The sequence below is a fragment of the Scytonema sp. PRP1 genome (genome assembly GCF_036697665.2).
Classification (GTDB): Bacteria; Cyanobacteriota; Cyanobacteriia; order Cyanobacteriales; family Nostocaceae; genus Kalymmatonema; species Kalymmatonema gypsitolerans.
On sequence record NZ_JBAHYJ020000012.1, the window covers coordinates 46,181 to 60,512 of the forward strand.

Sequence of the window (14,332 nt, forward strand, 5' to 3'; positions counted from 1 at the left end):
CTTAGTTCCCTCCTTTTTAAGGAGGGCTAGGGAGGATCAATCCTTAACTGAACTGTATTGTTCTATCAACAGGTTTGGTTGCATAGTGAACAAGAAATATTGCTGACGCTAGATTAAACGTCAGCAACAACTTTAGCCGTCCACAATGGAAAAGTGCTGACGCTAGATTAAGCGTCAGCAGCGACTTTAGCCGTCCCTAATGGAAACACACCTACTAAATTAGCTGTAAAAAATGAAGAAATTCTGAGGATTTCAAAATTCAGAACAGAAGGTATTGCTAGAGTTGGACAAAGTTAATGAGCAGCATTTATAAGAGACAAAAATTCTTTTAGGAAAGGTTAATACATTACAAAGAAAGCTAACACGTTTTGAACGTGAAATGCTATGGTAACCAAAATTGAGGCAAGATAGATTTGCCAATTTGACGCGCAGTTTTGTTAACAACTCTTCCCAATTGAATGTGTGCTTCATCTGCTTGCACAGGTAGAATTTTGGCTGGCGTACCCTCTCCAAAAGAAGAAATCACTAAATTTGCTGCTTCTAAACCAGTAACATAAGCCTTTTCTTGTGACCATGAACCGTGACGGTTTACAATCCAATCACCACTCATAAATACATTCTTAAAACTTGTTTTTGCTGGTAACATAGAACGATAGCTACCAGGAGCAAAGTGAGACACAGCCTGTGGTAGACGAATGACACTGCTGTCAATAACCTTAGCTTCCCGAAATTCTGGTACGCAAGTTGCTAAATAACGCTGAACTATCGGAATAATTTCCTCATTTTCTAAGGAAAGAAACTGATTGGCATGATAAAAATCAGCTTCAACAACTGTCCCAGGTTCGTGACGGTATTCGTCATGCAATGCATTTAAATCAAAAAATGTCCAGCCCGTGGTTGTATCAAACCCAAAACAAGCATTAGAAGGAAGGGGAATATGGATCTTCCGGTCAAACCATAGCCGAGTTGCTAAAACATCAATCGCTCCCAAATTGCTGAGATTGCGAAATTCCTGACGGCTTTGCAAGCTAGGGCTACTTGATAAAATCTTTTTCATGCCAGTGATACCAACAGCAAAAATTACTGCATCAGCATCAAACACTTCATCACCACAAACAACCCCTGTTGCCCGATTATCGCTATCAACAATTAAGTCAGTCACTCGGCGATTTGCTAGCACCTTTGCCCCAGTTTCAATACGTTCCACCCAAGGGCGAAAGATTTTTTCTCCTACAGTTCCGCGACACCAAACCACATCAAAATCAGGTTGATGCGCCAGAATAAAATAGTAAAGCATTCCTAAAGCTGCCGCAGCCGAACACTGTTCCCCAGGGGCAAACAAGCCCACCAACAGCATTGGTTCAAAAGATTCGCGATAAAGTCGTGCAGAAACGCCAAAATCTTTGAACAATTCACGGGCGGTGACAAAATCATAACGTCGCCAAGCTTCATCGGAATTATCAAAATCAATAACCGCGTAAAGTAAAGGCAGGGCGCTGAGGCGATCAATTAATGGCAAACGCTTAAACTGCGTATACAGAAAAGTTCCCAGAGGCGTCGGGAGTTGCGGTAAATTCTGAAAAATCGGTGATTCAACTTCCAACCCCGCGGGAGAATATTGCGATGAACGAGTCCAAGTTGTAAACGGATTAATTCCCAGTTCATTGATCAGCGAAAAGATATTGGTGTAAGGATACCAAAAGCCATGAATACCCGCTTCTACTGAACGTCCTGCGGCTGTTTTCCAACCAGCCACCAGTCCACCAGGATAGGAACCAGCTTCTAGAAGTGTCACGTCGTACCCTTGTTTTGCTAGGTGGTAGGTTGCACCTAAACCAGCCCAACCAGCACCAACAACCACCACTCGCTTGCCTTGTGACACTTCTGACATACCAGCCTCCAATGTTTATTCCACCATCAAATTTAAAACATTTGGTGTAAAGATACTATTTAACCATAAAGGCACCCAGAGATAAAAACTTTACTAGGAGGGTAAGGCTGTAAGGCGAGAATAATTCACTCACACCCTTATATCTAGCGTTGATGTGCAAAGGTAGGTGAGTTTATTCACCGGAATGCACACCCGCTTTAAAACCCTTATTTTCTGCTTACTTTTCACTCTTATCTGGAAAACCTCGCTTCCATTCCTCTCTCCTACGAGGAGAGAGGCTTTTACTTAGCCCCTTCCCTAGTAGGGAAGGGGGTTAGGGGGTTAGGTTTTTCGTGGATTTTTCCACATGGCGTGAAAAGTCAGTTATTTTCTGCCCCCTCCTCGCTTGCGGGGAGGGGGTTGGGGGGTGGGGTGCATTCCGGTGAGCTTACTAAGACTACTTGCGGTTAACATGGACTTCAGAGTAGAACCGACAACATATTTAACTATGTATGAGGAATAATCGAATGAGTCAATCAGTAAACAGTAAAATCAGCTTAAATGACTTTCAACTGCGGGATGGCATTTATTTCCCTAAAGACTACGAACAGTTGAATAGTACTGAACAAAAACAAAGATGGGACAAAATTGGTAAGACATACTATGGTTCCCAAAAGATTGAACAAGCAGAAGAAACATCGCCGATTAAACAAGATTACACTCTTCTTACCGGAAGACCTGGAGGAACTTGGAATCAGTTTCCTATCAACAAGTCTGTAGATTCTATTCTGGAAATTGGCTGTGGTTACGGTCGGATTCCTTTGTTCCTTTCAAAGGATAAAAATTTAAAATGTCAGAAATATTACGGTATTGATATTTCTGAATCTTTATTGCGACGGTTACTCAAGTGTAAGCAAGAATATGATTTTTTTCCGGAAGCAGAGTTTTTTATTATTTGTGCTTCTGCTGAGTTATTAGCTTTAGAAGATAATTCTGTAGACCTGGTAATTTCTAACTGCGTTTTTATGCATATACCAGAGGCACAAATTAGAAACCTGCTGGTTGAGATATCTCGTGTACTTAAACCAGGTGGAACGTTCGTTTTCAATCATTCTTTCCACAACAAGTCTTGTCCTTCTCATAAAATTCATAATTTGGTGAGAAGACTCAGTCCAAAGCAAAATTCCGTTTATCTCAAGCAATACTCTGCATCTGAAATAGAAGCCATGTTAACTGCTTCCGGAATGAAAGAAAAGTGTCCGCAATACACTGTAGAACCAACACAAGAATATGCTATTCTACCGGAAACAATTAAAGGAATCCGCATACCGTTTGCTAAATTGATTAACAGAAGTCTTAAGCCGTCATCTGCTATGAAAGAAACTTTGGCTTATGGCTATAGTGCTTACAGCAGCCAACTTAATTAAGTCAGAATATCTCATGCAACTTTCACTAGCCAAAGTATAGCTTTTGTCAATTAACTGAAATACATATTTACGCTAGGGTGAGCAATGCCCACCCTACTTTTCATGAGTTGTTAGTCAACAAAATTAACACAGCAAGCTGTATAAAAATTATAATATTTACTAGGATAGAAAACTTATCTAGCACTTTGCTAAGTAAATATACTAAGAAAGCGTATAATCAATGGACCTTAATTCTACCAACAGATTTTATCTCGCCTTTCCTCTCCTTCCTGTTAAATCTCTCAGTTTTGCTAAATATTTGACAGAAAATCCGGAATAGAGTTGTTTCACTCAGTAGATAATTTGTATTACCACATAAGTTAAAAAATATCTCCATATGATGGCATCGTTTCTTTTCCTTCGCGGGTAACCATTGATTATCAATCTTCGAGTAGCAAAATTCCTCTATATGTCGAGCGTTCTTGAAAAGTCAAGGACTCTATGCGTAGTTCAAAATATTATATATGTAGTATGGTAAGTCTCTACATTAGCCAAGAAGTTGATTTCTGGACGATCCATAGTGCCATTTTGGGACAAAAGTGTTAAGGAATAGCGACACGATGCTGCAAACGCAACAGGTCTTAGATAATCGCTATCAACTTAAAGAAAAACTGGCTGAAAATGCAGGTCGTCAAACCTGGTTAGCACAGGATTTGTCAACACAAGAGGATGTTGTGGTGAAACTGCTCACTTTTAGCGACCAAATGCAGTGGGAGAATTTAAGACTGTTTGAGCGAGAAGCACAGGTCTTGAAACATCTCTACCATCCTCGCATTCCCGAGTATCGCAATTATTTTTGCCTTGATGACCAGTTATTCTACTTTGGGTTAGTTCAGGAGTACATTCCTGGCACATCGCTCAAGCAATTACTGGCTCAGGGTAAAGTGTTCGCAGAGCCAGAAGTTCGCAAAATTGCTGCTAATATCCTAAAAATTCTCATTTACCTGCATGGTTTGAGTCCTCCTGTGCTGCATCGGGATATTAAGCCTAGCAATTTGTTATTGGGTAAAGATTCTCGGATTTATTTGGTTGATTTTGGTGCAGTACAAGATCGCGCTGCTAAAGAAGGAGCCACTTTTACTGTGGTGGGAACTTATGGATATGCACCCTTGGAACAGTTTGGCGGAAGGGCGACTCCAGCATCTGACCTTTATGCCTTGGGAGCAACGTTAATTCATCTAGTAACAGGTATTTCTCCAGCGGATTTACCTCAAAAGGATTCTCGCTTGCAATTTGCTCACCTTGTCAGGCTCAATCCTGGGTTTGCTCGTTGGTTGGAGCAACTCACCCAGCCGAATCTAGAAAGACGTTTCAAGAGCGCTCAACAGGCGCTTGAGGCTCTCAAAGCTAATCAAAATGCTATCAAAGTTGCTAGTCCACGCCTTCCAGAAAGCTGTATTTGGCTGAAAAAATCACCTAGCCGCTTGCAAATTAAACTTCCTGTCCCTTGGCGTAAGGTGGTTACTAGTCCGAGAAATTGGCTTGTGGTAGCAGGGTTCGGATTTTGGTTGTTTTGGTTGTCGGTTTTGACCAATAGTTCGTGGATGTATTGGCTTTGGTTGACAGGTAGTCTCGTATTAGCGGCTTGGTTTATCTTACCTGTCTTGGTGGAGACAAATGTCTACTTTGACCATCAGCAATTTGAAATTGACGTAAAAATACTAGGTTTTCGCATCAAACGACAGCAAGGAAATGTCTTAGAGATTGACAAAGTTTTCAAAAGTGACTCTGGCGGCTTTGGCAAGAATAAAATTGCTGAAGTCACTTTTGCAGTTGGTGTCGAAGAGTATTCGTTTGGTAGATTGAATCCACCTCTTTCTCACGACGCATGTCGTTGGCTGGTGGATGAAATCAAACATTGGTTGGGACTTTAGGTTTTAGGCTCAAAGGTTATGGCAGAAGCGGGACAGTTACTCTGCAAGCGCTATCAACTTCAAGAAAAATTAGGGCAAGATGCTAGTCGTCAAACTTGGTTAGCAGTAGATTTGGGTACACAATTCCAAGAACAAGTTGTTGTCAAGCTGCTCACTCTCAGCCCGCAGATGCATTGGGATGAAAGCAAGCTGTTTGAGCGTGAGGCTCAAGTGCTAAAAAATCTTGATCATCCCCGAATTCCCAAGTATCGAGATTACTTTGTCTTGGAAGAGCAGCCAGATTCGAGATTTCCCTGGTTTGGGTTGGTGCAGAGTTACATTCCCGGAAGATCATTCCAGGAACTGCTGGATAAGGGTCATCGCTTTTGGGAGTCACAGGTAGAAAAGATAGCAGTGGAAATTTTGAGCATTCTCGTCTACCTGCACGAACTCGACCCTCCTGTACTGCATCGAGATATCAAACCCAGCAATTTAATTTGGGGTCAGGATGAGCGGGTTTACCTGGTAGACTTTGGCGCAGTGCAAGACCAAGCCGTATTAGAAGGTGCTACCTTCACAGTTGTGGGAACTTACGGCTATGTGCCAATGGAACAGTTTGGAGGTCGTGCTGTTCCCGCTTCTGACTTGTATGCTGTGGGCGCAACCTTGATTCATCTCCTCACAGGGACGCCGCCTGCTGATTTACCGTATCGAGATTCCCGCATCCAATTTGCTGACAGGGTGAGTATCGATGCGGGTTTTGTGAATTGGATTGGTAAACTTACAGAACCAAATGTTACAGAACGGCTCAGTACTGCTCGCCAAGCACTAGACGCACTCAAGAACAGACACGCACTCAGCCCACCGCAGACTAGCCCCAAGCCTACAGGTAGTCGGATTCAAATCAAAAAGTCTGCTCATAAGATAGAAATTAAAATTCCCAGACGCGGTGCCAAAGCCTTCAAATTATTTTATCTCATCGGGTTGATAACTCCTTTTGTCTGGCAGCTGCCCCAGTGGCTGAATCTCGCGACAACAGGACTCAGCTATTCTGCGATATTGTATATTTTCCCCTTTTTAGCTTTGCTGCTTGTCTTATTCCAAGCAACAGTGCTACCTGCTTTTAGACACACGGACTTGTACTTTGACCAGGAAAATTTTGAAATCCGCTGGAAGTTGTTTGGTTTATGCTATTGGTGGCGTCGGGGAAAAACTTCACTGATTACTAGAGTCCACGAAGAGATAGTTCAGCAGGGTTCCGCACCGCGAGGAGTGACAATTGAATATTCTGGGACACGGAAATTTACCTCCAGTCCTCTGGCTACGGTGGAACGCCATTGGTTGATTGAGGAGATTAAAGAGTGGTTAGGAATGGGGAAAACTATGGTTTAGTTTTGCGGAAATGGTGAAGTATCACAAGCAACTCCTGATTTGATGAAGTCATACTAAAGCCTCACTACAAACAATTACGGGTATTGGTTGAGATAGTGTAGGCAAACTATTATCTTGCCACTCGTGCATATTATGTTGACGATAAATTTGTCTCAGTTGATTGAATAATTCCTGACTAGTGAAACCATCACGCCGCAATTTATTTAACTCTCGGTTAATTGCTTGGTTCACTGAAGCGCGAAACGCTTTTTCTAAAATATTGATCTGACCTTTTATTTCCTCATCTGTAGTTGATTTAAAAAATATCCTTAGTTCCCGCATAATATACTTTTGTCCTTGAGTCAACCGCTGGTTAAATTCCCTTTCCGCTTGGCGATGCTTTACTTGCTCCGCAAATTGACGCTTGACGTGCATTACAGCAGAATTATGATCTTTGGGGAGTGTCAAAGTGGGCGTGGTATCGTCAGCTTTAATTGCACCCAGGATACGGGGAATGTCCCTAGAGACTATATTCCCCTTGTCATCTAATAAAAATAATTGCTGGTAGCCTTTAATATCAGGTCGATTAGGGTCAGAAGCTTCGCAGAAAATGTATGTGCCCTTCAGCATGGAGAATTTAGCAGTGCGAATACCATGTGGTAAATTGGCGATGCGATCGAATTCGCCTGGGTCTTCTTTTTGTAATTTTCTCAAGATTTCCTCAGCCTCATTTAAATCTAAGAAATTATCTTCATCCTCAATATCAAATAAGCTCAACTGTTTACCATTTTGTTCGTAAATGGCATACATTGCTTCTTCGTTCAGTTGTTCTGTTTTATCAAGAATGGCAGCATCTTCACCGATAGTATCGTGAATTTCTTGTATTCTGTTTTTAAGCTTTTGTTTCAAACCTAAATTGCGCTCAATACCTAGTTCAGGTAAAAAGTTATATCCATAAATGACATCTTTATCACTGCCAATACGGTCAATACGACCAAAACGCTGAATTAGTTTAACTGGGTTCCAGTGTAAGTCATAATTAATTATTAAGTCGCCATCTTGCAGGTTTAAACCTTCTGCCAAAACATCGGTAGCAATCAACGTATTAAGCTCTGATTCTCCTGGTTTAAATTTATATTCTTTATTAGCGTTAGGTGCAAATCTTCCGACTACACGTGCTTTATTTTTGTTGTTACCGCTATAAATTACATCAATGTCATTATTCTTACCGTCTGGGTTTAAATTCTCGTATAAATACTTTGCTGTATCGGCGTACTGTGTAAAAATAAGCCGTTTTTTATTTTTTAAATTTGGTTTAGATAACCAATTGATAAGAGTCTGTAATTTGGCGTCTTTATCAGGAGTAATTGGTTCAACTAATGCCAAAATATTTTTTAGCAGTTTAATATCATGATCAATATGTTGTTGTAATTTTTCTGCGTTAAAATCAGCTAGGTCATATTTATTAGATACCTTCTGCAATGCATCCATCAAGTCTTGTTCTTCTGCTTGGTTATAATCTTCCGATAGCAGAGTTTGTGCTTCTTCTCCTGCGGGAACAAATCCTTGAGACAGTGCTTTTAAAAATCTTTCATGCACTATCAATAATTTTTTGAGAGTTTCTTGAAAAGCGTAAACACTTGACTCAAAGCGCTTAAACAATAGCACTCGCATTAAACCCCGTAGATTAGCACCTGCACGTTGCAGAGTGTTGTAAGGTTCTTGCTTTTGTTTGTCTTTCAAAACATAATTCCATAGTCCATAACGCGCATAGCTAAGTTCGTTTGTGGGTGGTTTAACCAGTTGACGCTTGCGAGGTTTACCCATGTATTGACGTAAATCCTGATATAGTCCTTGGTATGTGTCCTCAATGCTGTACTCGATTGTTTCTAGTTCGCGTTTGGGGAAAAACCGATGCTTACCACCAACGATGACATAAGCGCGTCGGGTTCCGTCTAGGTACTCTTTAAAGTTAGCTGGGTCAACTTTTTGATGAGTTTTTGAGTCAAAACCGTAAAAACGTAAGATGTGGTTGCGGGTACGGCGGATGAGAATATGGGATAGTAATTCTGGTAATTTTTTCTCACCCTTTTCTACTAATTGAAAATATTCTTTTAAATTAGGTGGGTCTATTGGTAAATCAGTTTTATCATCTTGATGGAATAATTTTAGTTGGTGATAAATATCCCAAGCAGTTTTATTCCGAGGAGTAGCTGTTAAAAAGCAACAACGTTTACCAGCACCTAAAAAGGCTTCGACTACTTTGTATCTTTGAGTGCTATTATTCCGTAGGTTATGGCTTTCATCTATAAGTACAAAATCTCTATCTTTAAATCTAAAATCATTTAATAATGTTTTCACATCTCCATCGTCATCTTCTTTTAACATCCCCATTGAAAGAATGCGAGCATTTAGCTGGTAAACTTCATCATATCTATCCCACATTTCTTTTAGTGGTGCAGGGCAAATAATTAAAGGACGTGCGCGTTCTACTTGTTCAAATCTTTTAACAATTGCAGCACCAATAAAACTCTTGCCAAGCCCTACTACATCACTGACAAAAGCACCGCCATAATCTCTGATATTTTGTACGGCATTATTAACAGCTACTGTTTGAAAATCTGCTAATTGTTTACTAATTTCGTCTTCTATAATTAAATCTTTTGGTGCAGTATCTTCTAATCTATCTTTGACTAAAGCGTAGAGACTTTTCATGTAAACATCATAAGGACGGACAGGTAAACCCGCCCAAGATTGTTTCATTTCTCTCATTAACGCTTCATTAAAATCTTCTGCTTCGTCCCATAATTCATTAAACCAATGAGTTAATTCTGTATGGTTATCGTTTCCGTGGATGGTTACATTCAGTTCGGTATTATGGTTAATGCCGGAAAGGGTAAGATTAGATGAACCTACTATCGCAATGCCTTTTTCTTGACGCTCTAAAGCTCTACCTTTGTTATCATAAACAGTACCGTAGTCAAAAATATAAGCCTTAGCGTGTAAGGTTCCTTTGGTGTAAACGCGGACGTGAAGCCGTTTTTCTTCTATCATTTGCACTAGGTTTTTAACCAGCGTCTCGGCTTCATCTGTCTGATCCATTAATTCAATACTGGAACGGACATTGGCTGCTGTTTCATTCGTCATCTGTTTTTCTTCACTGCGCTTATGATATTTTTGCGCTTCGATTTTATCTTCAATTAATTCTAATCTTCGGTATCCTTGGGCGATTTGTTCGATGGTTTCGCGGTTGCTAGTATTGCCAATGAGCAAGCGTAATTCTTTAATACTCGTTAGGCGTTCTGCAATGGCGGTGAAGCCGGAAAGGAAGAAATAACCTACCGCAAAATGTGCCGCTTCTGTTGAATCGAGAATGCGTTTAATTTGGTCTACTAACTTTTGATTACGGTTGTCTATAATATCGTGGGTAGGCATTATTTTTTTATTAAATAGGAAAATCTACTTGCATTCCTCTCTCCACCTCTCCCTAACCCTCCCCTAAAAGGGGAGGGAAGAGGAGCAGCTTTTATACTGAGAGAGGCTTTAATTCTTACTCCCCTTCCCTTGTAGGAAATGGGTTGGGGGTTAGGTTTGTATTAAGTTCAAGATGCTAAAACTTCACTGAGGATAACAACAGGTAAGCCAGGAACATTACGAAAGCCTTTATCGTTGGTAATAAATTGGTTACAACTAACAGATAAACCTGTTGCAGCATGAATAGCATCGGGTGTTTTGAGGTTACTTGTAGCCCGAAGATTAGCAGCTTGTCGCAGTATTGATTGGCTTATAGGAATTAGTCGCATTTCAGATGAAATCAAAAGCTGTTCATAAGCGTTAATTAAAATTGAGTTAGAATTTCGCACAGGTAGAACCAAAGTTTCCATCAAAATTAATTCACTGCTAACAATTTCAATTTCTCCTGCTTGTAGTTTTAACCATAGAGGTGCAAGCAGTGGAACATACTCAGGAAACTTCTCAACGCTATAGATAACAGTTGATGTATCTACATATACCAAGCTAGAAGCGGGAATATTTAGCGTTCCCATGATTCCCGTTCCTCTTTCAGATACTTGTCTACTTCTTCGGTAGTTTTGAAAAGCTGTCTCCCTGGTAACTCGTTAAGAATATCTACTGCTGAACGGCGTTTTGGTTCAGCTTTTTCTGGTAAAATCACAAATACATCAACACTATCGCCTATTTCAGCTTCGGGAATTTCAATTTCTATTTTGTTTCCCGGTAAAACTTTGGTTGTGATACGTAAAGCTGATTGCATGGTTTTTCCCTCAAAATTTCTTAATACTGTAGGCAAGATTGTTCTCTTCTATATTGTCCTACAGTCCATAGAGGGCGGCGACGCGATCGCTTATTTCTTTCTCCCATGCTTCACAGTTAACCCCTTTTGCATCTAGGCATTTTTGGACTAGTTGAGATATTGCTTCGCGTTCTGTCGTAGAGGCGTTGGGGATAATAGCTTTCTCGATATTACCTCGCAGTAATTGATAACCATTTTGTATTTTCGTACAATGACGAGATATTTCTAGCCAAAATGCTTGTGAATTTAGCACTCCTAATAAATAAAGGTCGTCAAGAGCAATGACCCAAACAGCATCATTGATATACATCCCTTTATCATCGTAAGCAAAACATGGTTTCACCTGAAAACGTTGATATACAATCTTGGGTTTCTCAAATGCAGGAGTATAACGTGCTTGAGGCTGTTGTAATTCATACCATTTCTGCTTGGTAGCTCTATTTTCTAGTTGTGTCTTGTAAAGTTTCAGATGTTCAAGAACAGGCGATAATTCCTTCACATCAATATTATGATGCATATATAAAAGCCATTTATCTTGATAATTTACTTGCCATTTACGAATATCTTTACCAACAGCTAATGGCTTTATAATTTTTTCACAAGCTGGATTTTGAGCAATTAATTCGGCTCGTTTTGAACCATCAATAAAAAAAGCTTGGCTTAAACCAGTTTTTATACCATAAAAAATTTTCCCCTTGGCGTATTCTCCTAATGAAGTTCCTTTGGCTTCTACCTTTATTATATGATTACCTAATGTAATATTAGTTAACCTCCAATTTGCACCACTTAAGGCATTAGGTGATAAGCTATTTCCTTCCTTCCTAATCATTGCCAAAATATCAGGATAAGGTGATTTTAATGATTTCACTTCTGTAAACAAAATTGGTTTATTCGATGCGTATCTTTTTTGTGCTGTGAAAATCATTGGATAAGCTGTTGCACTCTGAAAAACAGGTAAATCTCCAAAATCTGTAATACTATTAACTTGGCAAGTATCAGCAATAAACTTTTTTAACTTATCTCCATACTTAGCACGCAACCACTTATTTGAAGATATAAAAGCTAACATTCCATCATTGCGTAAAAGTTCCAAAGCACGTCCATAGAAGTAGCAGTACAAATCAGCGCGATCGCTGTGAACGTCTGGGAAGTTCTTCTTCAAAGTAGGCTTAATATCTTTAAATAGTTCCATTCGCACATAAGGTGGATTTGCTACCTGAATATCAAACCCGCCATCAGCAAAAACTTCAGCAAACTCAACAGCCCAATCAAAACCTTCTGGTGCTTTAGTGCTTCCATTAGTTATTAACCGGATCTGAGTTTTTAACTCATTAATCTCCCGTTCTAAATTCTGCTTTTTACCGCCTTCATGGGTTCGCATATATTCAGCTTTTTTTTGGCTGTATTGGCTGATTAATTCATGCCTAATAACTCCTGTAGTTGTAGGACTAGGAGCCGTGAGACTATCTCCCACTTCAATTTTATATTTCAGGTTTGGTAATGGATTCGGTTTTTCACCTTGGTACTCAACAGCAAGCGAAAGCCATAACCTTAACCGCGCAATATTCACTGCAAATACATCTTTATCAATACCGTAAATATTATTTTCAATAATCTCTAATTTGCGTTGATAAACGGTATTTGAATCTAACCCTTTAGTTGCAAATAAACATTGACGTAAATCTAGCAATTCGTGAAGCATACCTAATAAATAAGCTCCACTTCCAGCAGCCAAATCGCAGCACCTAACTTTACGTAATGCTGCTAATATTGCTTCTGGATTCACCAGATTATCTGGATTATGCTCATCAACAAATTGTGCTACTGCATCATGTGACTCGGTTACAACTTGAGTTTTTAAATATCCCTTTAGCGCCTCACGACACATAAAAGAAACAATCGGCTTGGGAGTATAGTAACTTCCAGATTCATGTCTTCCTGTGACTAATTCCTCGAATACTTTGCCCAACATTTCTGGATCTACTGCTACCTCTACATCTAAAGGTGTGCTTTCTGTAACCGTGAAAGCGAAGCGTTGAAATAGATCATGAAGAATACTATCTATGCAATCATCTGGAATAATAATTTTAGGATTTTGATCATCTTCACCCTGTTCAAAAAGACCGCCATTTAGGTAAGGAACAGTACCAATTAATTCTTTAAAAAAACCACCATTCTTAATTCCTACAATGTCCGGTTCTTGAGGATTATTTAGCCCTGCAAAGAATAGATGAGAAAGCCTATCTCTATAAAAGTTTTTATTGGATATGCCATCGTCATCCTGGTAAGCTTTCCATAAAGCTGATAGATAATCAGTTCTTTGTTGAAACTTCAGCCATCCTTTTTTCTGAATAAAAGTGACGAACATCAAACGGTTAAACAGCTTTTGAGTAAATAACCGCTTACTTTCATCACCTTCAATCCCTTGAATGAGTCCTTCAACTTTTTCAAAAGTTTTACGATACTCTCTGAAAAATTCTTGAGTGACAGCTTCAACGTCAAATGCTTCGTCGTGGCGTGTTTGAATATTTAAGGGTGATGCATTTGGGCTTATTTGCTCCAAATCCAACAGACTTATCCTTTCTGTCGCTGTGCGTAATTGTTCGCCTTCTCCAACGGTAATACGGCGAAATAGCTTTCTTTTTTGGGGCGAATTATCATACTTAACATTAAGGAAGTGCCACCGCGATTGTGATTGATTGGAAAAGACGAATAAAGCATACGGATGATCTTTTAGAAGATGATTAACAACATTTCTTTCCCCTTGCCTTGATAATTCTTCTGATTTCAAACAAGTATAAATAACATGGAAAGCATTGTTAGCTCCCCCTGAAGCTAATAACAAGGGGGAGCCTTTAACTTCATAAGCAACTGCATCAGTCAATTTCCGATGAGAAAGTTCTTGATTTACTCGTTCGTAATTCAATTGGCTCCAAAATAATCTTTTAAGTACATCAAGACTTTTCAAATTTTGGAGTGAATTTAAGATTGACTGTTGTAGTTCTAATGCGAGCATATATTACAGATGCTATTCCAGAAGTGTGTTTTTCTTAACAACCGCGCAGCATAACTCTGACTCCGAAGCTTAAACCTCGTAGCAGTTCTCAAAAATTGAAAGCATGACAACTTGGCACTAGCCAGATATAAATCTGCTGCGCTTAGAGAAATCAAGAAGTCTGCTAAACAGTTATGATGCCATCAGTTAACGGGGCAATAATAAATCGCTGATAAACCGTCAATCTCTAGCCTGATTTTGTACAGAAAAGCAGTAATTGTTAACTTGTTAATAGGGAATTTTTCATTACAAAACAATGCATATTCGTCGTTGCAGAGAAATGCATTTAAAAATATTAGAGATGAAATAAAGCAGTCTCGTGGTTCCTATAGGATTAACCAAGCATCTGCACGGTAGATGTCGTCTTGAGCGTTGATAAGTAAATAAGCGTTGCCTATGAACTGA

General features: G+C 39.6%; 8 protein-coding genes. 3 read left to right on the plus strand and 5 right to left on the minus strand.

What is annotated here, in order from left to right; all coding sequences use genetic code 11:
• Positions 1-382: 382 nt before the first annotated feature.
• Positions 383-1,891, minus strand: coding sequence for a hydroxysqualene dehydroxylase (locus V5G28_RS01455; protein WP_332992346.1), 1,509 nt, complete (start codon positions 1,889-1,891; stop codon positions 383-385).
• Between the two features lie 506 nt (positions 1,892-2,397).
• On the opposite strand from V5G28_RS01455, the gene V5G28_RS01460 reads away from it, so the two are divergent.
• The 3 genes from V5G28_RS01460 (at position 2,398) to V5G28_RS01470 (ending at position 6,581) form a co-directional block, all read left to right on the plus strand.
• Positions 2,398-3,297 (plus strand): class I SAM-dependent methyltransferase, encoded by a 900-nt coding sequence (locus V5G28_RS01460; protein WP_332992348.1) that lies wholly within the window; start codon positions 2,398-2,400, stop codon positions 3,295-3,297.
• Between the two features lie 599 nt (positions 3,298-3,896).
• Positions 3,897-5,210, plus strand: a complete 1,314-nt coding sequence (locus V5G28_RS01465) for a serine/threonine protein kinase (protein ID WP_332992350.1) — start codon at positions 3,897-3,899, stop codon at positions 5,208-5,210.
• An 18-nt stretch (positions 5,211-5,228) separates the two neighbouring features.
• Positions 5,229-6,581 (plus strand): serine/threonine protein kinase, encoded by a 1,353-nt coding sequence (locus tag V5G28_RS01470; protein ID WP_332992352.1) that lies wholly within the window; start codon positions 5,229-5,231, stop codon positions 6,579-6,581.
• A gap of 48 nt (positions 6,582-6,629) precedes the next feature.
• On the opposite strand, the gene V5G28_RS01475 is transcribed toward V5G28_RS01470, so the two are convergent.
• The 4 genes from V5G28_RS01475 to V5G28_RS01490 all read right to left on the minus strand — a co-directional run bounded on the left by V5G28_RS01475 (position 6,630) and on the right by V5G28_RS01490 (position 13,888).
• Positions 6,630-9,995, minus strand: coding sequence for a helicase-related protein (locus V5G28_RS01475; protein ID WP_332992354.1), 3,366 nt, complete (start codon positions 9,993-9,995; stop codon positions 6,630-6,632).
• 167 nt (positions 9,996-10,162) lie between these two features.
• Positions 10,163-10,606, minus strand: a complete 444-nt coding sequence (locus V5G28_RS01480; protein WP_332992356.1) for a type II toxin-antitoxin system VapC family toxin — start codon at positions 10,604-10,606, stop codon at positions 10,163-10,165.
• A complete protein-coding gene (locus tag V5G28_RS01485; RefSeq protein ID WP_041032216.1) occupies positions 10,594-10,833 on the minus strand; it encodes a hypothetical protein in 240 nt (79 codons plus the stop codon). Before V5G28_RS01485 ends, V5G28_RS01480 begins: the two co-directional genes overlap by 13 nt.
• Before the next feature lie 58 nt (positions 10,834-10,891).
• Positions 10,892-13,888, minus strand: a complete 2,997-nt coding sequence (locus tag V5G28_RS01490; RefSeq protein WP_332992359.1) for an Eco57I restriction-modification methylase domain-containing protein — start codon at positions 13,886-13,888, stop codon at positions 10,892-10,894.
• Positions 13,889-14,332: the final 444 nt, after the last annotated feature.

Bases quoted from the DNA above. Each gene is read 5' to 3' on its own strand.
- V5G28_RS01455 (WP_332992346.1), bottom strand. From the start codon at position 1,891: ATGTCAGAAGTGTCACAAGGCAAGCGAGTGGTGGTTGTTGGTGCTGGT.
- V5G28_RS01460 (WP_332992348.1), top strand. From the start codon at position 2,398: ATGAGTCAATCAGTAAACAGTAAAATCAGCTTAAATGACTTTCAACTG.
- V5G28_RS01465 (WP_332992350.1), top strand. From the start codon at position 3,897: ATGCTGCAAACGCAACAGGTCTTAGATAATCGCTATCAACTTAAAGAA.
- V5G28_RS01470 (WP_332992352.1), top strand. From the start codon at position 5,229: ATGGCAGAAGCGGGACAGTTACTCTGCAAGCGCTATCAACTTCAAGAA.
- V5G28_RS01475 (WP_332992354.1), bottom strand. From the start codon at position 9,995: ATGCCTACCCACGATATTATAGACAACCGTAATCAAAAGTTAGTAGAC.
- V5G28_RS01480 (WP_332992356.1), bottom strand. From the start codon at position 10,606: ATGGGAACGCTAAATATTCCCGCTTCTAGCTTGGTATATGTAGATACA.
- V5G28_RS01485 (WP_041032216.1), bottom strand. From the start codon at position 10,833: ATGCAATCAGCTTTACGTATCACAACCAAAGTTTTACCGGGAAACAAA.
- V5G28_RS01490 (WP_332992359.1), bottom strand. From the start codon at position 13,888: ATGCTCGCATTAGAACTACAACAGTCAATCTTAAATTCACTCCAAAAT.